Raw genomic sequence first — 19,938 nt, forward strand, 5'->3', positions numbered from 1 at the left:
TGCAATGGGGTCCATGTCCAACAGGTCGGCATCTCCGGGGGGAACCCTCGCCTTCCGCCGGATGTGGGCCGACCTCGAGACCGTGGGGCTGGACGCCGACACCGGGGGGTACCGGCGCTTCGCGTGGACGCGCACCGACCACGACCTGCGCGAGTGGTTCGCCGGCGAGGCGCAGGCCCGCGGGCTGGACCTGACGACCGACCGGATGGGCAACCAGTGGGCCTGGTGGGGCGACCCCGACGCCGCCGTCGCGGCCGGTGACCCCGGGCTCGTCCTCGGCTCGCACCTCGACTCCGTGCCCGACGGCGGCGCCTTCGACGGCCCGCTCGGTGTCGTCAGCGCGCTGGCGGCCATCGACGAGGTGCGGGCGAGCGGCCTGACGCCGTCCCGCCCGGTCGGGGTCGTCAACTTCGCCGACGAGGAGGGCGCCCGCTTCGGGGTGGCCTGCGCCGGCTCCCGCGTCATCACCGGTGTGCTGTCGCCCGACCGCGCCCGGGGCCTCAAGGACGCCGACGGCGTCACGATGGCCGAGGCGATGCGGACCTCCGGACGCGACCCCCAGGGCCTCGGGCCCGATCCCGAGACGCTCGCGCGGGTCGGCACCTTCGTCGAGCTGCACGTCGAGCAGGGCCGCCTCCTCGACGACCTCGGCCACGCGGTCGGCGTCGGGAGCGACATCTGGCCGCACGGCCGCTGGCGCATCGACGTGCCGGGCGAGGCCAACCACGCCGGCACGACCGCCCTCGACGTGCGCGAGGACGCGATGCTCGGCCTCGCCGCGGCGATCATCTCCGCCCGCCGCTCGGCCGAGGAGCACTCCTGCCTCGCGACCGTCGGCAAGGTGGACGTCGTGCCCGGCGGCGTCAACGCCATCGCCAGCTGCGCCACCGCGTGGCTCGACGCCCGCGGCGCCGACCCCGACGCCGTGCGCCGCGTCGTCGCCGACGTCCGCGACGTCGTGGCGGACTTCGACGCCCTCGTCACCGAGGAGTCGTGGACGCCCGTCACGGACTTCGACCCGGTGCTGACCCGCCGGCTCGCGACGCTCCTCGGCGGCGTCCCCGTCATCGGGACGGGGGCCGGCCACGACGCCGGGATTTTGGCGAATGCCGGTGTGCCGACGACGATGCTGTTCGTGCGCAACCCGACCGGCGTCAGTCACAGCCCCGACGAGTGGGCCTCGGCCGACGACTGCCTCAGCGGCGTGGCGGCCCTCGCCACCGTCGTCACCGACCTCGCCGGGCCGCCTGCTGCATGAGCACGTTCTGGTGCGAGCACGCGGTGCTCCCCGGTGGTGCACGTCGCCACGTCCGGGTCACGACCGAGCGCGGACGCATCCTCGAGGTGCTCGCCGAGCAGCCGATGGAGCCCGGCGACACCGTCCTGCGGGGGCTCGTCCTGCCGGGGCTCGCCAACGCGCACAGCCACGCGTTCCACCGGGCGCTGCGCGGGCGCACGCACGGCGGCGCCGGCAACTTCTGGACCTGGCGCGAGGGGATGTACGCCCTCGCCGGCCGGCTCGACCCCGACTCCTACCGCGCCCTCGCGACGGCGGTCTTCGCCGAGATGGTCCTCGCCGGCTACACGGCCGTCGGGGAGTTCCACTACCTCCACCACGGTCCCGGCGGCACCCCGTACGACGACCCGAACGCGATGGGCCTCGCGCTCGTCGAGGCGGCGCGGGCGGCCGGCATCCGGCTGACCCTCCTCGACACCGTCTACCTCTCCGGCGGCCTGACCGGCTCGGGCCACGTGCCGCTCGACGAGGTGCAGCAGCGCTTCTCCGACGGCTCCGCCGAGGGATGGCTCGAGCGGGTCAGCGCCCTCGACGCCGACGAGGACTGGCGGGTCGGGGCGGCCGTGCACTCGGTGCGCGCGGTGCCGCTCGACGACCTCGCCGTCGTCGGTGACGTCGCGGCGCGGGAGCACTGGCCGTTGCACGCCCACGTGTCCGAGCAGCCCGGCGAGAACCTCGCGTGCGAGTCCTTCTACGGGCGCACCCCGACCCGCCTCCTCGCCGAGGAGGGCCTGCTGACCGCCGAGACCTCGCTGGTCCACGCGACGCACCTGACCGACGACGACATCGGCATCATCGGCGGCGTGGAGGCCACGGCGGTCTTCTGCCCGACGACCGAGCGCGACCTCGCCGACGGCATCGGCCCGGCCCGCGCGCTGGCCGACGCGGGGGCGCACCTGGCCGTCGGCTCCGACCAGCACGCCGTCGTCGACCCCTTCGAGGAGGTGCGCGGCGTCGAGATGCACGAGCGGCTGACGACCCTCGAGCGCGGCCGCTTCGCGCCCCTCGACCTGCTCGCGATGGGCACCCTCGACGGCTACCGCTCGCTCGGCTGGACCGACGGCGGGCTCGTCGCCGGCGGCCACGTGGCCGACCTCGTCGCCATCCGCACCGACAGCCCGCGGACGGCCGGCGCCGCGCTCGACCAGGTGCTCTACGCCGCGACCTCGGCCGACGTCACCGACGTCGTCGTCGGCGGCGAGCACGTCGTCAGCGCAGGCGTTCACCGGCTCGGCGACGTGGGCCGGATGCTCGCCGAGGCGATCTCGACGGTCCGCCGATGAGTACCGCTGCGGCACAGGCCGGCCCACACGGGTCGCACCTCGTCACGGGCATCGCCCGGCTCGTCACCTGCGCCGGGCCGGAGGGCGACACGCCCGTCGACGACCTCTCCACGCCCGCCGAGCAGCGCCTCGGCATCCTCACCGACGCCGCCCTCGTCGTCGAGGAGGGCCGCGTCGCGTGGCTCGGGCCCGCCGCGCACGCCCCGGCGGCCGACCACATGACCGACCTCGGCGGCCGCGCCGTCGTCCCCGGCTTCGTCGACAGCCACAACCACCTCGTCCACGCCGGTGACCGCTCCGCCGAGTTCGCCGCCCGGATGGCCGGCACCCCCTACGACGGCGGCGGCATCGGCGTCTCGGTCGCGGCGACCCGGGCGGCCTCCGACGACGAGCTGCGGGCGCTGCTCGCCGCCCGCGTGGCCGAGGCCCGCGCGCTCGGCACGACGACCCTCGAGGTCAAGAGCGGCTACGGCCTGACCGTCGAGGACGAGGTACGCGCGCTGAGCCTCGCCGGCGAGGTCACGACCGAGACGACCTTCCTCGGCGCGCACGTCGTGCCGCCGGAGGCCCGCGCCGACCGCGCCGGGTATTTCGACCTCGTCACCGGGCCGATGCTCGCCGCGTGCGCCCCGCTCGCCCGCTGGGTCGACGTCTTCTGCGAGCCGAACAGCCCCCACGCGTTCACCGGCGAAGAGGCCCGCGCGGTCCTCGTGGCCGGCCGCGACGCCGGGCTCGGGCTGCGCGTCCACGGCAACCAGCTCGGCCCCGGCCCGGGGGCGCGCCTGGCCGTCGAGCTCGGCGCCGCGAGCGTCGACCACTGCACCTTCCTCGACGACGCCGACGTCGCCGCCCTCGCCGACGCGGCCACCACGACCGTCGCGACCCTCCTGCCGGGCGTCGAGTTCTCGACCCGCATGCCCTACCCGGACGCGCGCCGTCTGCTGGACGCCGGGGTGAGCGTGGCGCTGGCCTCGGACTGCAACCCGGGCACGTGCAACACCGCCTCGATGCCGTTCGTCGTCGCGCTCGCCGTCCGGGAGCTGCGGATGACGGCGGCCGAGGCGCTGGTCGCCGCGACCGTCGGCGGCGCGCGAGCCCTGCGCCGCACCGACGTCGGGCGCATCGCCGTCGACGGTCCCGCCGACCTCGCGGTCCTCGACGCGCCGGGCCACGAGCACCTGGCCTACCGGCCGGGGATGCCCGTGGCCCGCGTGCTCGACCTCGCGGCCGGCGTCAGCTGATCGGCTGCGTCTTGATCTCGGTGGGCAGGTGGCCGGCCGAGCGGCGGTAGTACTGCGCGGCCTGGCGCTCGGTGAGCGTGCGGGCGGCGCCGACGGCCAGCCCCATCGCGGCGGCGTACGCGAGCGCCTTGAGCGCCGGTGCGTCGGGGTTCTTCGGGTTGATCTCGTCCTGCCCGGCCTTGGCCCAGACGATGTTGACGAGCTTCGTGGCGACGATCCCGGCGAGGATGGGCCCGCCGGTCCCGAGGATCTTCCAGGCGAGCTTTCCCATGCTGGTCCTCTCGATGGATCCGCAGGTCAGGCGGCTGCCCGACCGGTCCTCGCCACTCTAGTGCGCGCGGGGATATGCTCGGGGGGTCCAACGACAGGGGAGCGCCCAGGCGCTGAGAGTGCGGTCCGACCGCAGACCCTCGAACCTGATCCGGTTAGCACCGGTGGAGGAAGTCGGGAAATCTCAGGTGTGCTCCGTCGTCGCCGGCCCTCCGCGGCCGCGCGCCGGCGGGTCACCCCTCCCCGAGGTCGCACACCGACCACGGGAGAAGCACTGCACATGGCCATCACCACCGACGCGCCCGCGCGTCGATCCGTCACCGCGACCGGGCGCCTCGCGTCCTGGCGCACCGTCGACATCATCACCGTCGCGTTCCTCGGTGCCGCCTTCGGCATCGTCTTCTGGGGCTGGGCCTTCGCCTACGAGCCCCTCAGCAAGCTCGTCACCGTCGCGTACGTCCCGCTGACCGGGCTCTTCGCCGGCACGTGGTTCCTCGCCGGCGTCGTCGGCGGGCTCGTCGTCCGCCGGCCCGGCGCCGCCCTCTTCTGCGAGGTCGTCGCCGCGCTCGTCTCGATGCTCCCAGGCACCCAGTGGGGCGCGAGCACGCTCGTCAGCGGCGTCCTCCAGGGCCTCGGCGCCGAGCTCGCCTTCGCGCTGCTCGGCTACAAGGCGTGGGGCCCCGGCGCGGCGATGCTCGCCGGCGCCCTGTCGGCCCCGCTCGAGTGGGTCTTCGAGGTCGTCAAGTTCCCCGCCTCGTGGGCCGACCTGCCGGTCCTCGGCTCCCTCGCCGGGGGCGGCGGCTGGTACGCCGAGCTCGTCCTGCGCGACAAGATCGCCTACCTCGGCGCCCTCGGCGTCTCGGGCGCGGTCATCGCCGGCGGCGTCGGGTGGCTGCTCACCCGGCAGCTGGCCCGGGCGGGGGCGCTCTCGGCGTTCCCGGCGGGCCAGGAGGTCCGGGAGGCACGGGCTGTCTGACACCGTGCGCACCGTGCGGCGCGGCCACGTCGAGGTCGCCGGGCTCACCTGGCGACCCGTCGGCCGGCGCGAGCCCGTGCTGCGCGACGTGACGCTCACCCTGCGCCCCGGCGAGCGGGTCCTGCTCGCCGGGGCGTCCGGGGCCGGCAAGTCCACCCTGCTGCGCGCCCTCACGGGGATGCTCGGCTCGCTCGAGCCGGGCGACCTCGAGGGCGACGTCACCCTCGACGGCGCCGCCCCGGGAGACCGACCCGGCGCCGTCGGGCTCGTCCTCCAGGAGCCGGGCAGCGGCGTCGTCGCCGCGAGCGTCGGGCGCGACGTCGCGTTCGGCCTCGAGAACGTCGGCGCCGACCCGGCCGGGATGCCCGCCGTCGTCGAGCGCGCGCTCGCCGCCGTCGGCCTCGCCGACCTGCCCCTCGACACCCCCACCTCGGCGCTGTCGGGCGGGCAGACCCAACGCCTCGCCCTCGCCGGCACCCTCGCCCTCGACCCCTCCCTCGTCCTCCTCGACGAGCCGACCGCGATGCTCGACCCCGCGTGCGCCGCCGAGGTGCGGGCCGCCGTCGCCGCGCTGTCGGCCGACGACCCCCGCACGCTCGTCGTCGTCGAGCACGTGCTCGGCCCGTGGGTCCCCCTCGTCGACCGGCTCGTCGTGCTCTCCACCGACGGCCGCGTCGTCGCCGACGGCCCGGTCGAGGAGGTGCTGGCCACGCAGCGCGAGGTGCTGCTCGCGATGGGCCTCTGGGTCCCCGACGAGCCCGCGCCCGCCCCCCTCGACGTCGACCCCGGGCTGCTCGCCGCGCTCCCCCCGACCGCCGGAGCCGCCCTCACGGCCGACCCGCTCGCCGTGGACCGCACGGTGCGCCTCGTCGACGGCTCGACCCGCACCCTCCGGGCCGCCGCGCTCGACGAGCCGCTCGCGGCATCCCCCGGCGACCTCTCCGTCCTCGTCGGCCCGAGCGGGTCGGGCAAGTCGACGGTCCTCGCCGCGCTCGCCGGCTTCCTCGACCCCGTCCCCGACGACGCCGTCCGGCTGGGCGCCGGCGAGGGCGCCGCCGACCCCCGGCGCCTCGACGCCCCGGCCCTCGCCGCCCGCCTCGCGTGGGTGCCGCAGTGGGCGAGCTCGACGCTCGTCGCCGGCACCGTGCTCGACGAGGTGCTCGCGACCTCCCGCGCCCTCGGCCGGCAGGGTCCCGCCGAGGAGGCCCGTGCCCTCGCACTCCTCGACGCCCTCGGGCTCGCGGCGCTCGCCGCGGCCGACCCGCGCCACCTCTCCGGCGGCGAGCAGCGCCGCCTCGCCGTCGCCGCCGCGCTCCACCACGGCCCGCCCGTGCTCCTCGCCGACGAGCCGACGGTGGGCCAGGACCGGCACACGTGGGCCGCCATCGTCGGCCTCGTCGCCGCCCACCGCGCCGCCGGGGGAGCGGTCGTCGCGGCCACCCACGACGCCGAGGTCGTCGCCCGGGCCGACCGGGTCCACCACCTCGCCGCGCCGCCGCGCCCGCCGCAGGAGCCGTCGACGCGCGTGCCGCTCGCCGCGCGCTGCGGCCCGCTCGCGCTCCTCGCCGGCGCGATGCTCGGCATCCCGGCGGGCGTGGTCTCCCCGCGCTGGAGCACCTCCCTCGCGGTGCTCGCGGTGCAGGCGGTCCTCGCCGTCGTGGCGCTGGCCGCCCCGGGCACCGGCCCGGCTCCGGGCGGCCGGGCCCGCCGTGTCCTCCTGCGCACCGTGCCGGGGGCGCTCGCCGCGCTCTCGACCGGCTGGTCGACGTGGTGGCTGGCCGGGCACGACGTCGACACCGCCCTGACCGTCGCCCTGCGGGTGCTCGTCATCGTCGTGCCGTCGGCCGTGCTCCTGCCGTGGGTCGACCCCGACCGCCTCGGCGACCACCTCGCCCAGCGCCTGCACCTGCCCGACCGCCCGGTCGTCGCGACCGCCGCCGCACTGCAGCGCGTCCACACCTTCGGGGCGGTCTGGACCGAGATCGGCCGGGCCCGCCGGGTCCGCGGCCTCGGCGTGCGGCCGACCCGCCCGGCCGAGGTCGCGCGCCACCTCGCGGCCTCGACGACCGGCCTCCTCGTGCGCACCCTCGGCGCCGCCGTCGAGCTCGCCGTGGCGATGGACGCCCGCGGCTTCGCGACGGCCCGCCGCCGGACGTGGTGGGCGCCGGCGCCCTGGCGGCTGCGCGACACCGTGCTGCTCGTGGCGGCGGCCCTGCCGGTGGCCGCCGCGGTCCTCGTGCGCTGAGCGGCCGGCGCCCCGGACGTCCCAGGCGCAAGAACCGGTCAAGATGACGAGCCGGGTCTGGACGCGCGGCCCGCTGCCCGGGCATGCTCGCAGGTGCGCGGTGCTGTCGAGACCACCTCGCGCAGGTGCAGGAACCGCCCGGGACCACGAGGGCCCCGGCGGCCACGACGGACGGGGCCGCGGTCGCAGCGACCGCGGCCCCGCCACCGTCGGTGGGCGCGGGCATACTGGACCCTCGTGTCCGCCGAGCCCGTGAGCGCCCCCGAGGCGCGAGTCCGCATCCCCCGTGAGATCTGGGTCCTCATCGCGGCGGCCTTCGTCATCGCCCTGGGCTTCGGCCTCATCACCCCGGTCCTGCCGGGGTTCGCCCAGAGCTTCGGCGTCGGCGCGACGGCGAGCAGCGTGGTCGTCAGCGCCTTCGCGTTCTTCCGGCTCGTCTTCGCGCCCGCGGGCGGCCGGCTCATCGGCCGGCTCGGCGAACGCCCCATCTACCTGACCGGGCTGCTCGTCGTCGCCGTGTCGACCGGCGCCACGGCGTTCGCCGGCTCGTACTGGCAGCTGCTGCTCTTCCGGGGCCTGGGCGGCATCGGCTCGGTGATGTTCACCGTCTCCGCCGTGGCGCTCATCGTCCGGCTCGCGCCGCCCTCGATCCGCGCGCGGGTGTCGTCGGCCTACGCGTCGGCCTTCCTCATCGGCGGGGTCGGCGGCCCGGTCGTCGGCGGCCTGCTCGGCGGTCTCGGGCTGCGGGTGCCGTTCCTCGTCTACGCGGCGGCCCTGCTGCTCGCGGCCACCATCGTCTTCGTCTTCCTCAAGGACGCCTCGCTGCGCCCGGCCGAGGGGGCGCCCGTCCTGCCGGTCATGACCGTGCGCGACGGCTGGCGCGACAGCGCGTACAAGGCCTCGGTCGTCTCGGCCTTCGCCAACGGCTGGGCCAACTTCGGCGTCCGCAACGCGATCCTCCCGCTCTTCGCGGCGGCCGTCATCGTCGACCAGTCCCTCGACCCCGCCACGCGCGAGACCCACCAGTCGCTCGTCGCGGGCACCGCCCTCGCGGTCTTCGCGGCCGGCAACGCCGTCGGGCTGACGGTCGCCGGCCGCACCTCGGACCGCATCGGGCGCAAGCCGTTCATCGTCGGCGGCCTGCTCGTGTCCGGCCTCGCGACCCTCGGCACCGGCCTCGCCACCAACCTGCCGCTCCTCGTCGCGTTCTCGGTCGTCGCCGGGCTCGGGGCGGGGGCGCTCAACCCGGCGCAGCAGGCCTCGCTCGCCGACGTCGTCGGCCGCGAGCGCAACGGCGGCCCGGCCCTCGCCGCCTTCCAGATGGCCTCCGACACCGGCGCGATCATCGGGCCCGTGCTCGCCGGCACCCTCGTCGACCACGGCAGCTTCGGTCTGGCCTTCGGGGTCACCGGGGCGATCACCTTGCTGGCGGTCGTGCCGTGGGTCCGCGCGCGCGAGACCCATCCGGTGCGCCGGGTGGGGTCCTCGACGGCCTGACCGCGGGGAACCACGCCGCGGCGGGGCGCGTTGGACGCTGGCCGCTCATCGACCCGGGAGGTCCGCCATCGCCGTCCAGACCGCTCCGTCCACCGCGCTCGCCCTCCTCGACCACCAGGTCGAGACCCTGCTCCGCCTCGGCTACCCGGCGCTCGCCGGTCAGAGCGAGGCCGACTTCACCGCCCGCCTCGAGCCCCTGCGCACGGTCGCCGCAGGGCTCGACCCGCTGCCCGACGCCGTCCCCGGGCACGCCCCGCTCGTGCTCGTCGTCACCGCCGCCGTCGTCGACCCCGAGCGCACGGTGCCGCTGCTGCGGCTCGCGCCGCGGGGCACCCGGCCCGGCGTCGTCGACCGCAACCACGGTGCCGAGGGGCTCGCGCCCTACCGGCCGATCGAGCCGGTGGTCCTGCCGGCCCCGGACGCGTACCTGCTGCTCGACGTCGACCGCGGCGAGGAGTTCTGCGGCGTGCGTCCCGAGGAGGCGCTGCCGGTCGTCCTCGGCCGCGGCCGGACGCCGCTGACCGTCGAGGAGGGCGTCGCGGTCGTCACCCACGCGCCCGCGCTGCTCGAGAAGAACCGCTGCTTCATGCTGTCCGGCTCGCGCCGCGGGGACCGGCGGGTGCCGGCGATGTGGATCAGCGAGCGGGCGCCGAAGCTCGGCTGGTGCTGGGACGGCAACCCCCACTCGTGGCTGGGGGTCGCCTCCGCCGGGAGCCGGCGGGCCTGAGCGCACAGGGGCCGGGCGCGGAGCCGGTCCCTACTCCAGCGCCGCGCCCGGTTCCCCTGCACCGCAAACGTACTCCCGCACGGCTCGTCCGCCGTGGAATGGCCGCGCGCGTCACCGGCGTGGCGCGCGTCTCACCCCTCGGGGCCGGCCTCGTGGACCGTGCGCGGCATGACGAAGGACGCGAGGAGCATCGTCACCGAGACCGCCGCGGCGGCGACGAAGACGGCCCCGAGCGCCGGGGCGAGGACGCCCGACGGCAGCGACTCGAGGTCGCTCGGGGTGCTCCCGAGGCGGTCGCGGACGACCGTGTTGGCCACGGCGCCGAAGGCCGCGACGCCGACCGCGCTGCCGACGGAGCGCGCGAAGATCGACGCGCTCGTCGCCACGCCGCGCTGGTGCCACGGAACGGCCGACTGGGCGGCGACGAGGGACGGGCTCGCGACGTAGCCGAAGCCGAGCCCGAGGACGAGGCAGGCGGCGGCCAGCTGCCACACCGAGCTGTCCGGGCCGACGGTCAGCAGCAGCGCCGACCCGGCGACCGCGAGGACCGAGCCGATGAGCATCGTCGCGCGGAAGCCCAGGCGCAGGTACAGGCGCCCGGACGTCGACGCGGCGACCGGCCAGCCGAGCGTCATCGCGGCGAGCGCGAACCCGGCGACGATGGCGCCGGCGCCGAGCACGCCCTGCGCGTAGAGGGGGACGTAGGAGGTGAGGCCGAGCAGCATGACGCCGACGACGAGCGAGACGAGCATCGCGCCGCCGACGACCCGGTCGCGGAAGACCCAGAGCGGCAGCACCGGCTCGGCGGCGTTGCGCTCGACGACGACGAAGGCGGCGAGGACGACGGCGGCGCCGACGAACAGCCCGATGCTCACCGGCGAGCCCCACGACCACAGGATGCCGCCCTCGAGCAGCCCGACGAGGAGGGCCACGGTGCCGACGAGCAGCAGCAGGGAGCCCGCCCAGTCGATGCGCGGGCGCGCCGTGACGGGTCGCGGCGACTCGCTGAAGCGACGCCAGAGCATCCAGCCGGCGGCCGCGCCGAGCGGAAGATTGACGAAGAAGATCCACCGCCACGAGAGCGCCTCGGAGAAGAAGCCGCCGAGGGTCGGGCCGACGAGCGAGCTGACCGCCCACACCGAGGCCACGTACCCCTGGACGGTCGCGCGCTCGGCGACGGAGTAGATGTCGCCGATGATCGTCATCCCGATCGGTTGGATGGCGCCGGCGCCGAGGCCCTGGACGGCCCGGAAGGCGACGAGCGAGCCCATCGACCAGGCGACGCCGCACAGCAGCGAGCCGACGACGAAGAGCGCGACCCCGACGAGCATGACGTTCTTGCGCCCGAGGAGGTCGGCGACCTTGCCGTAGACCGGCACGGACACGGCCTGCGCGAGGACGTAGATCGAGAACAGCCACGGGAACTGCGAGAGGCCGCCGAGGTCGCCGACGACGGCGGGCACGGCGGTCGCGAGGATCGTCGAGTCGATGGCCACGAGGCCGGTCGACAGCATGACGCCGAGGAGGACCGGCCCCCGCTCGGAGCGCAGGCCGACGGCCGAGCGGGGGACGCGGGTGGCGGAGGAGGACGTCACCGGAGGGCCAACCCGTCGCGGGGCGGGGTCATTCCGGGGTCCGGACGTGGTCCCACCTGCGGAGACGGCCGTGCCGGGGCTAGCGTGCCGCCGTGAGCACCCCGACCGACGTCGAGCGCCGGGTCCTCGACGCCCTCGACGAGGACGCCCTCGTCACCTCGCTGGCCGACCTCGTCCGCGTGCCGAGCGTCACCGGGACCGCGTCGGAGTCCGAGGCGCAGCACCTGCTCGCCGGATGGTTCGAGCGCGCCGGGCTCGAGGTCGACCTCTGGTCCGAGGACCTCCCCGCGCTGCTCGCCGAGCCCGGCTTCCCCGGCCTCGAGGCGCCGCGCTCGGAGGCCTGGGGGCTGGTCGGGACGAGCCCCGGGACGGGCGTGCCGGGCCTCGTCCTCAACGGGCACGTCGACGTCGTGCCGGTCGGCGACCCCGGCGCGTGGCGCGACGACCCGTTCGCGGCGGTCGTCCGCGACGGCCGGCTGCACGGGCGCGGCGCCTGCGACATGAAGGCCGGGCTCGTCGCGAACCTCGCGGTGGCGGCCGCGCTGCACCGCTCCGGGGTGCGCCTGGAGCGCCGGCTGGCGGTGCACTCGGTCGTCGGCGAGGAGGATGGCGGGCTCGGGGCCTTCGCGACCCTGCGGCGCGGGCACACGGGCGAGGCCGTCGTCATCACCGAGCCGACCGGTGGCCGGCTGCTCACCGCGAACGCCGGTGCGCTGACCTTCCGGCTCGAGGTCGGCGGGCTCGCGGCCCACGGCAGCACGCGGCTCGAGGGGGTCTCGGCCCTCGACACCTTCGGGGTCGTCCACGACGCCCTGCGCCGCCTCGAGGCCGAGCGCAACCGCGACGCCGACCCGCTCTTCGCGGGGTCGCGCCTGCCGTACGCGCTGTCGGTCGGGACGGTGCGGGCGGGCGACTGGGCGAGCAGCGTGCCCGACCTGCTCGTCGCCGAGGGCCGCTACGGGGTCGCGCTCGGCGAGGACCCGCAGGCCGCCCGCGACGCCTTCGAGCGGTGCGTGGCAGCGGCGGCGGCCGGCGACCCGTGGCTGCGGGAGCATCCTCCCGTCGTCACCTGGCCCGGCGGGGCGTTCGCGTCCGGGCGGCTGCCGGCGGGCCATCCGCTGGCCGACGAGGTGGCGGACGCCGCCGAGGCCGTCGGGGCGGCGCGACCCGTGGCCGGCGCTGCCCCCTACGGCTCGGACCTGCGCCTCTACGCCGCGGCCGGGGTGCCGACGCTCCAGTACGGCCCCGGCGACGTCCGGCTCGCGCACTCGCCGCGGGAGTCGGTCGACCTCGGCGAGCTCGTCGAGGTCACCCGCGCGCTCTGCGTCCTCGCCGTCCGCCGGCTGACCACCGCCTGACCTCCTGGCCCTTTGACCCCCTGCCCCTGGGCCCCCCCACCTACCCGCGAACGTGTGTGAAACCGCCGGGGACCCCCGGCGGTTTCACACGCGTTCGCGGGAGGACCGGCCGGGTCGGGGGGTTCCGCCCGGGGCGCGTGCCGCCTAGCGTCGGTCCGGTCAGCAGCGTCGCGACGAGAGGACCCGCCATGCCCCTGGAGAACCCGTTCTACACGCCCGAGATGCAGGGGCCGTACGAGCTGCGGTCGATCGGCCGATTCGAGCTCGAGGAGGGCGGCGTCATCCCCGACCTCCAGCTGGCCGTCGCGACCTTCGGCGAGCTCAACGAGGCGCGGGACAACGCGATCCTCGTGCCGACGTGGTTCTCCGGGACGCACGCGACGTGGTGGCAGGTCTACATCGGCGAGGGGCGCGCCCTGGACCCGATGAAGTGGTTCATCGCCGTCGTCAACCAGATCGGCAACGGTCTCTCGACCTCGCCGCACACGACCGACGACCCGTCCATCGCGATGTCGCGCTTCCCGCAGGTGCGCATCGGCGACGACGTCCGGGCGCAGGAGCAGCTGATGCGCGAGCACTACGGCGTCGAGCGGTTCGCCCTCGTCGTCGGCGGCTCGATGGGCGCCCAGCAGACGTGGGAGTGGGCCGTCCGCTACCCCGACAAGGTGCTGCGGGCCGCGCCGATCGCCGGGACGGCGCAGAACACGCCGCACGACGCGCTCTTCACCCAGACGCTCATGGACGCCATCACCTCCGACCCCGGCTGGAACGGCGGCGAGTACTCCTCGCACGAGGAGGTGCGCGACGGCCTGACGCGGCACGCCGACATCTGGGCGACGATGGGGCTGACCACCGACTTCTGGAAGACCGAGTTCTGGAAGGGCATCCCGCCGATCGCCGAGGGCCTCGAGTTCTCGACCTACGAGGAGTTCCAGCAGAACTTCACGCGGACCCTCTTCACGATGATGGACCCGAACGCGCTGCTGTCGATGGGCTGGAAGTGGCAGCGCGGCGACGTCGCCCGCAACGCCGGCGGCGACCTCGCGGCGGCGCTCGCACGCGTCACGGCCAAGGTCTTCGTCATGCCGATCGAGCAGGACATGTTCTTCCCGCCGCGCGACTGCGAGCCCGAGGCCGCGATGACGCCGGGCGCGGAGGTGCGGATGCTGCACAGCATCGCCGGCCACTTCGGGCTGTTCGGCTTCGAGCAGTCCTACCTCGACGAGGTCGACGCCCACCTGCGCGAGCTCCTCGACACCCCCGTCTGACCCAGCCCCCTCTCGCGAACGCGTGTGAAATCGCCGGTGACCCCCGGCGATTTCACACACGTTCGCGGTGAGGTGGGGGGCGGCGGTCGTCGGTGTGGTCGTCGTCGTCGGTGTCGTCGTCGGTGTCGTCGTGGCCGTCGGGCGGGGGGTTGCGCGGGGTGTCGCCGAGGCGCGCCGCGAGGAACGGCAGGGTGAACCAGAGGGCGACGAGGACGGCCAGCACCGCCCCGCCGCCGACGAGCGACGGCGGGGTGCCGAGCGTGATGTCGACGACGAGCAGCACGACCCCGCTCACCGTGAGCCCGAGCATCGCGAGCCCGGCGATGGCGAACCGGTTGGCCGACTCGACGAGGAGCTCGCGCCGCCGCTGGCGAAAGAGCATCCGGTGGAAGGCGACCGGGGCGACGACGAGCCCGGTCGTCAGCACCGACCCCGCGAGGACGGCGAGGTACGTCGTGCGCTGGAACCCGGTCAGCTGGTCGAAGCGCGCCGAGAACGGCACGGTGAGCAGGAACCCGGTGAGGATCTGGACGCCGGTCTGCGTGACCCGGATCTCCTGGAGCAGCTCGTCCCAGTTGCGGGCCAGCGTGCGCCTCGAGGGCGCGCCGTCGCGCCCGCCACGACCCTGTCCGCTCCCCATCGACCACTCCCTCGCTCGGCGGCCCCTCAGCCTAGGACCGGGGGGATGGGAGAGTGGGGGGATGAGCCACGCCGAGGTGACGATCGACGGACTGCCCGAGCACTACCTCACCCGACGGCCGGAGGTGGACGACGCACCCGCCGTCACCGCCCTCCTCGCCGCGCACCAGCAGGCGGCCAAGGGCTCCGCCGGCGCCGACCCCGAGGCGGTCGTCGTCCAGCTGGCCGGCACCGGCTCGTGGACGCGCCGCCAGGTGCTCGTCGAGGACGCCGACGGCCGGCTGCTCGCCTGGCTGTCGGTGCACGACCGGGCCGCGGGCCGCACGCTGGTCGAGGTCACCGTCGCGCCCGACCACGACGCGGCCGACGAGCTCGCCGGCCACCTGTTCGCCGCCGGCGAGCGCTACGCCCGCGACATCGGCCGGATGCGTGGCCTGCGCACGACGCTGCTGGACTCCGGTGCCTACGCCGACGACCCCCGCCAGCAGCGCTGGCTGGCCGACGCCGGCTACCGGCACACGCGCACCTGGCTGCAGATGACCCGCCCCGTGTCCTCCGAGGAGGCGAGCAGCCTGCCCGGGCCACGCGAGGGCGTCACCGTCCGCCCGGTCGACCGCCACGACGACGGCCTGCCACTGGCCCAGGACCTGCAGGCCGTGCACCGGGTGCTCGAGGAGTCCTTCCAGGACCACTTCAGCTCCTATCGCGAGAGCTTCCCCGAGTTCGTCATGCGGCTGCGCGAGGACCCGGGGCACCGCTGGGACCACTGGTGGCTCGCCACGGTCGAGGGTCCGGAGGGGCCCGTGCCGGCCGGTGCCGTCGTCTCGTCGGTGCTGCGCCCGGACGCCGACGGCATCCCCGGCAGCTACGTCGACTACATCGGGGTGCACCGCGACGCGCGCGGTCGCGGCGTGGCCAAGGCGCTCCTGCACCAGGTCGTCGGCGACGCGGCGCGACGCGGCCGCAACCGGGTCGGGCTCGAGGTCGACGCCGACAGCCCGACGGGCGCCGACGGCCTCTACTCCTCGATGGGCTGGGTCACCGACTACCGGACGCAGTCCTGGCACCAGGACCTCGACCTCTGACGCGTCGGGTGACGCGTCGCGACGACGCCCGTCAGCGGGCGATGTCGACGACGAGCCGGGTCGGGTTCTCCAGCACCGAGACCTTGTACGGCCGCTGACCGCCGGTCAGGCCGATGAACGACTGCCCCACGCCCTCGAACCCGCCCCAGATGGCCGGAGCGGCGGCGATGCCGGTGCCCCGCAGGGTGTCCGGCAGCGGGTCGTCGGCGCTCGGGGCCGACTCCCCGGGCATGTCGACCGTCGAGACGAGCACCTCGAGCCAGGCGTCACCGGCCACGTCCTTGCGCTCGCCGCTCGGGTCCTCGATCGGTGCGTCGACGTACCGCACGCGGTAGCTCGGCACCCCGTCGCGGGCGAACTGGTAGACGACCCGGTCGTAGGAGCCATGACCGGCGACGCGCGACTCCAGTCCGATGCCGACCCGGCCACCGAGCGTGGGCCAGTCGCCGCTCGACTGCTCGTCGAGCGAGTACCCGGCAGGCGCCGAGGCCGACGCGCTCGGCGACGCCGAGTCCGACGGCGAGTCGCTCGGGGACGGCGAGGCCGAGGGCGAGGGCGAGGTGGACCCGCTCGCCGTCGGGGCACCGGAGGTCGAGACGGGCGCGGGGTCGTCCGGGCCGGACGAGCAGCCCGCGACGGCGGCCAGCGCGAGGACGGTCACCCCCACCCCGAGGGTGCGGACGGTCGGTGTGCGGCGTCGTGCGGTCATGGCGCCTCCCTTCACGCCTCCATCGTCCTCGACGCCGGGGGTCCCGCGTGGGACCTTCGCGGAGTCCGGCCGGGTCGGGGCTCAGCGCACGGTGATCCGCGCGCCGTGTCGCGGGACGCTCGTGATGTTCCGGACGCGCGGACCCTCCGGGGCCACCGACTCGACGTCGTACGCGACGAGCACCTCGCGCAGCACCGCGACGGCCTCCATCAGCGAGAACGACGCCCCGATGCACCGGCGGGCGCCCCCGCCGAAGGGGATCCACGTGTGCGGTGCGGGCTGGCCGCCGACGAAGCGGTCCGGCCGGAAGGCCGCCGGGTCGGGATGGCTCGCCGCCCGCCGGTGCGCGAGGATCACCGACGCGCCGACGGTCGCGCCGGCCGGCAGGTCGACACCCCCGATGCGCGCCGGCTCGCGCAGCACGCGCACGACCATCGGGATGACGGGGTGCAGCCGCATCGCCTCCTTGACGAACGCCTCGAGCAGGTCGTCGTCCCCGGTGCGGGCCGCCGCGCGGGCGCGCGCCCGCAGCCCCGGGTGCAGGCCGATCTCGTGGAGGGTCCAGGCGAGCGCGGTGGCCGTCGTCTCGTGGCCGGCGAGGAGCAGAGTGACGAGCTGGTCGCGCAGCTCGGCGTCGGTCAGGCGCTCGCCGTCGACCTCGACGCGCAGCAGCGTCGAGAGCACGTCGGTGCGCAGCGCGAGGTCGGGGCTCGTGCGCCGCTCGGCGATCTCCTCGTGGAGCAGTGCGTCGAGGGCGCGCGTGCGCTCGACCGCCCTGCGCCACATGCCGACCCGGCGCAGGCGGGGGATGGCCCAGCCGAGGAACACGAGGGGGCTGACGTCGACGAGCTCGCGGACGAGGGGCCGCAGCCGTGCGAGCCGGCCCTCGTCGGTGACCCCGAAGACCACTCGCAGGATGACCTCGAGCGTCACGGCGTTCATCCGGTCGAGGACGGCGAACGGGACGCCGGGGGTCCACGACCCGACCTCGGTCTTGGCCAGACCCGTCACGAGGTCGGCGTACCCGCGCAGCGCCCGCCCGGAGAAGGCCGGCGTGAGGAGGCGGCGGGCGCGCCGGTGCTCCTCGCCGTCGACGAGCAGGACGGAGTGCTCGCCCATGACCGGACCGAGGATGGCGTTGGCCTCGCCGGCGCGGAAGACGGCGGGGTCGCCGGCGAAGACGTCGCGGACGGCGTCCGGCTCGCTGACGAGCACGATGTTGCGGCCGCGCGGGAAGAGCCGGACGGTCACGACGTCCCCGTGGCGCCGGTGCAGCCAGGGCACCCAGCGGTGGCGGAAGCGCATCATCCCGACGCTCTGGACCAGCCGGGGCAGCCGGGGGCCGGGGGGCAGGAGGGCGGGGTCGGCCGGTGGGGTGCGTCGGGCCGCGCGAACGTCGTCCATGGGGTTCCTCCTCCCTCTCCCGAGGCTATCGCCGACGGCCACGGCCTGCGGGGAGGTCGACGTACCCTGACGCCATGGGTCGACGGGTCGCCCTGGCGCTCGGCGCCGGCGGAGCACGCGGGTACGCGCACATCGGCGCGCTGCAGGTCATCGAGGAGCGCGGGTTCGAGGTGGTCGCCGTCGCCGGCACCTCGATGGGCGCGCTCGTCGGCGGTCTCGCCGCGGCCGGACGGCTCGACGCCTACACCGAGTGGGTCACCGGCCTCACCCAGTACGACGTGTGGCGGCTGCTCGACATGAACCTCGGCGGGGGAGGGGCGATCCGGGCCGAGCGGATCTTCGCCAAGGTGGGCGAGATCCTCGACGGCACGCTCATCGAGGACTGCGCCATCCCCTTCACGGCCGTCGCGACCGACCTCAACCACCGCCGCGAGGTGTGGTTCCAGCGCGGGCCGATGGCCACGGCGATCCGCGCGTCGGTCGCCATCCCGAGCCTCGTGACGCCGATCGTCGTCGACGGCCGCCTGCTCGTCGACGGCGGCCTCATGAACCCGGTCCCCATCGAGCCGACCGCCGCCGTGATGTCCGACCTCACCGTCGCGGTCAGCCTGCAGGCCGGCCACAGCACCGGGATGCCGGTCGCGCCGGTGCGCTCGCCGGGCGTCACGGGCACCGTGGCCGGGTCGGTCCGGTCGCTGACCCACCGCGTGTCGGCGCTCATCGGGGGCGGGTCGCACGACACGACGACCGACGCCCCGGCCCGCGAGGACGTCGCCGAGGACGTCGCGCCGGTCACGGAGGGCGGCGGGTCACCCGCGACGCCCTCGGCGCCCGGGTACACCTCGGCGCCCAAGGACCTGGCGTCGATGGAGATCTTCAACCGCTCGTTCGACACGATGGCGGCGCTCATCACCCGGTACCGGATGGCCAGCAACCCGCCGGACGTGCTCGTCTCGGTGCCCTCGGACGCCTGCCGGACGATGGACTTCCACCGCGCGTCCGAGATGATCGCGCTCGGCCGCGAGCTGACCGAGCGGGCCCTCGACGAGGCCGGGTACTGACGGAGCCGGTGAGCACCGCGCGGCGTCAGCCGGCGGCGACCATCGCGTCGACCCGCTCGGGGGCGTAGAGCCGGTCGGCCACCGCCGCGGCGAGCCCGTGCAGCCCGGCGAGGTCGCCCTGGCTCGAGGGCAGGATGGTCAGGCGGCGCGTGGCCAGCGGGAGGGAGCGTGCGTAGACGGACTCGCGGATGCCGGCGAAGAGGTGGTCGGCCGCCGCGGCGAGGTCGCCCCCGATGACGACGACCTCGGGGTTGAGGAGGCTGACCGCGTCGGACAGGGCGATCCCGATGAAGCGGCCGGCCCGCCGCGACAGCGCGGTGGCGCTCGGGTCCCCGGCCTTGACGAGCGCGACGACCTCGGGCACGGAGGAGACGTCGTGGCCGGCGGCGCGCAGGTCGCGGATGAGCGCCCAGCCGCCGGCGTAGGCCTCGATGCACCCGGTGTTGCCGCAGCGGCAGGCGGGGGCGGGGCCCTCGTCCGGCGCGGTGACCTGGATGTGGCCGATGTCGCCCGCGGCGCCGTCGAAGCCGCGGTACACCGAGCCGCCGATGACCAGGCCGGCGCCGACACCGGTCGCGAGCTTGAGCAGGAGCATCGACGAGCGGTCGGCGTGGGCGGACCGGTGCTCGCCGACGGCCATCGCGTTGGCGTCGTTCTCGACGACGACCGGGCAGGGCAGGTGCTCGGCGAACCAGTCGCGGATGGGGAAGCGGTCCCAGCCGGTCATGATCGGCGGGCTGACGACCGTGCCCGCGTCCCCGTCGACGGGCCCGGGGAGGGCCAGGCCGACACCGTGGACCTCGGCCCGGGTGACGCCCACGCGGCGCAGCGCGTCGTCGAGGTGGCCGAGGACCTCGGTGAGCCAGGGCTCGGGGCCGGCTCCGACGGGGAGGTCGAACCGCTGCTGGTCGAGGATGCGCCCGCCGAGGTCGGTGACGGCCACACGGACCCCGGTGGCCCCCGCGTCGGCGAGGGCGAGGACACCGCCCTCCTCGCGGAAGCGGAAGCGGGTCGGGGGGCGGCCCCGGGTCGTGGCCACGGGCGTCACCTCGGCGAGCAGGCCGGCGTCGACGAGGGCGTCCAGGCGCGCAGCGACGGTGGAGCGGGAGGTGCCGGTCAGCTCGACGAGCTCGGCGCGGGTGAGCTCGCCGTGCGCGCGGACGAGGGCGAGGACCTGGCCGGGGGAGCCGGGGGTGGCCGCGGGGCGTACGGGGCGACCGAGGAGCGCCACGGGGCCCGCGGGCTCGGTCGTCGTGGACATCGCTGCTCCTGCCGTCGCTCAC

The 19,938-nt window shown here is 75.8% G+C and carries 17 protein-coding genes and 1 riboswitch; of the genes, 11 read left to right on the forward strand and 6 right to left on the reverse strand.

Annotated elements, in window-relative coordinates; translation table 11 throughout:
- Window positions 1-13: 13 nt before the first annotated feature.
- The 3 genes from KMZ30_RS13775 to hutI are packed head-to-tail and all read left to right on the forward strand — an operon-like array spanning window position 14 to window position 3,821.
- A complete protein-coding gene (locus tag KMZ30_RS13775; protein ID WP_226902533.1) occupies window positions 14-1,258 on the forward strand; it encodes an allantoate amidohydrolase in 1,245 nt (414 codons plus the stop codon).
- Entirely contained in the window at window positions 1,255-2,580 is a 1,326-nt protein-coding gene (locus KMZ30_RS13780) for a formimidoylglutamate deiminase (protein ID WP_215513074.1), read from the forward strand. The genes KMZ30_RS13775 and KMZ30_RS13780 overlap by 4 nt, the downstream gene beginning before the upstream one ends.
- Window positions 2,577-3,821, forward strand: coding sequence for an imidazolonepropionase (gene hutI / locus KMZ30_RS13785; RefSeq protein ID WP_215513073.1), 1,245 nt, complete (start codon window positions 2,577-2,579; stop codon window positions 3,819-3,821). The genes KMZ30_RS13780 and hutI overlap by 4 nt, the downstream gene beginning before the upstream one ends.
- Here hutI and KMZ30_RS13790 read toward each other — a convergent pair.
- On the reverse strand, window positions 3,814-4,092 hold the full coding sequence (locus KMZ30_RS13790; protein ID WP_215513072.1) for a DUF4235 domain-containing protein: 279 nt from the start codon (window positions 4,090-4,092) through the stop codon (window positions 3,814-3,816). The two genes, hutI and KMZ30_RS13790, sit on opposite strands and share 8 nt — an antisense overlap.
- A gap of 85 nt (window positions 4,093-4,177) precedes the next feature.
- A riboswitch (TPP riboswitch) is annotated at window positions 4,178-4,281 on the forward strand.
- A 90-nt stretch (window positions 4,282-4,371) separates the two neighbouring features.
- On the opposite strand from KMZ30_RS13790, the gene KMZ30_RS13795 reads away from it, so the two are divergent.
- The 4 genes from KMZ30_RS13795 to KMZ30_RS13810 all read left to right on the forward strand — a co-directional run bounded on the left by KMZ30_RS13795 (window position 4,372) and on the right by KMZ30_RS13810 (window position 9,536).
- The gene (locus tag KMZ30_RS13795; RefSeq protein ID WP_030526365.1) at window positions 4,372-5,067 is read left to right on the forward strand and encodes an ECF transporter S component; all 696 of its coding nucleotides are present in this window, start codon (window positions 4,372-4,374) and stop codon (window positions 5,065-5,067) included.
- A 4-nt stretch (window positions 5,068-5,071) separates the two neighbouring features.
- A complete protein-coding gene (locus KMZ30_RS13800) occupies window positions 5,072-7,312 on the forward strand; it encodes an ATP-binding cassette domain-containing protein (RefSeq protein ID WP_308284328.1) in 2,241 nt (746 codons plus the stop codon).
- A gap of 237 nt (window positions 7,313-7,549) precedes the next feature.
- Window positions 7,550-8,809, forward strand: a complete 1,260-nt coding sequence (locus KMZ30_RS13805; protein WP_308279757.1) for an MFS transporter — start codon at window positions 7,550-7,552, stop codon at window positions 8,807-8,809.
- Window positions 8,810-8,936: 127 nt separating this feature from the next.
- A complete protein-coding gene (locus KMZ30_RS13810; protein ID WP_226902593.1) occupies window positions 8,937-9,536 on the forward strand; it encodes a DUF5701 family protein in 600 nt (199 codons plus the stop codon).
- A gap of 131 nt (window positions 9,537-9,667) precedes the next feature.
- On the opposite strand, the gene KMZ30_RS13815 is transcribed toward KMZ30_RS13810, so the two are convergent.
- Entirely contained in the window at window positions 9,668-11,131 is a 1,464-nt protein-coding gene (locus KMZ30_RS13815) for an MDR family MFS transporter (protein WP_308279756.1), read from the reverse strand.
- Between the two features lie 92 nt (window positions 11,132-11,223).
- Here KMZ30_RS13815 and KMZ30_RS13820 point away from each other — a divergent pair, with 92 nt between their 5' ends.
- A complete protein-coding gene (locus tag KMZ30_RS13820; RefSeq protein ID WP_215513070.1) occupies window positions 11,224-12,489 on the forward strand; it encodes an ArgE/DapE family deacylase in 1,266 nt (421 codons plus the stop codon).
- Between the two features lie 188 nt (window positions 12,490-12,677).
- Window positions 12,678-13,757 carry an alpha/beta fold hydrolase gene (locus KMZ30_RS13825; protein ID WP_215513069.1) on the forward strand — a complete coding sequence of 360 codons (1,080 nt, stop codon included), beginning with the start codon at window positions 12,678-12,680 and terminating at the stop codon, window positions 13,755-13,757.
- Window positions 13,758-13,809: 52 nt separating this feature from the next.
- Here KMZ30_RS13825 and KMZ30_RS13830 read toward each other — a convergent pair whose 3' ends face one another.
- Window positions 13,810-14,397 carry a DUF6328 family protein gene (locus KMZ30_RS13830; RefSeq protein ID WP_215513068.1) on the reverse strand — a complete coding sequence of 196 codons (588 nt, stop codon included), beginning with the start codon at window positions 14,395-14,397 and terminating at the stop codon, window positions 13,810-13,812.
- Window positions 14,398-14,458: 61 nt separating this feature from the next.
- On the opposite strand from KMZ30_RS13830, the gene KMZ30_RS13835 reads away from it, so the two are divergent.
- Window positions 14,459-15,481: a GNAT family N-acetyltransferase gene (locus KMZ30_RS13835; RefSeq protein WP_215513067.1), complete on the forward strand. Its 1,023-nt coding sequence runs from the start codon at window positions 14,459-14,461 to the stop codon at window positions 15,479-15,481.
- Window positions 15,482-15,512: 31 nt separating this feature from the next.
- Here KMZ30_RS13835 and KMZ30_RS13840 read toward each other — a convergent pair whose 3' ends face one another.
- Both KMZ30_RS13840 and KMZ30_RS13845 read right to left on the reverse strand, forming a co-directional pair.
- The gene (locus tag KMZ30_RS13840; RefSeq protein ID WP_215513066.1) at window positions 15,513-16,190 is read right to left on the reverse strand and encodes an AMIN-like domain-containing (lipo)protein; all 678 of its coding nucleotides are present in this window, start codon (window positions 16,188-16,190) and stop codon (window positions 15,513-15,515) included.
- An 81-nt stretch (window positions 16,191-16,271) separates the two neighbouring features.
- Complete coding sequence (locus KMZ30_RS13845; RefSeq protein WP_215513065.1) at window positions 16,272-17,594, reverse strand: cytochrome P450; 1,323 nt, start codon at window positions 17,592-17,594, stop codon at window positions 16,272-16,274.
- Window positions 17,595-17,668: 74 nt separating this feature from the next.
- Between KMZ30_RS13845 and KMZ30_RS13850 the strand changes: the two genes are divergently transcribed.
- On the forward strand, window positions 17,669-18,655 hold the full coding sequence (locus KMZ30_RS13850; RefSeq protein WP_215513064.1) for a patatin-like phospholipase family protein: 987 nt from the start codon (window positions 17,669-17,671) through the stop codon (window positions 18,653-18,655).
- A 25-nt stretch (window positions 18,656-18,680) separates the two neighbouring features.
- Here the strand turns inward: KMZ30_RS13850 and KMZ30_RS13855 are convergent, their stop codons facing one another.
- Window positions 18,681-19,916 (reverse strand): ROK family transcriptional regulator, encoded by a 1,236-nt coding sequence (locus KMZ30_RS13855; protein WP_215513063.1) that lies wholly within the window; start codon window positions 19,914-19,916, stop codon window positions 18,681-18,683.
- Window positions 19,917-19,938: the final 22 nt, after the last annotated feature.

The sequence above is a fragment of the Phycicoccus mangrovi genome, from assembly GCF_018729305.1.
Lineage (GTDB): Bacteria > Actinomycetota > Actinomycetes > Actinomycetales > Dermatophilaceae > Phycicoccus > Phycicoccus jejuensis.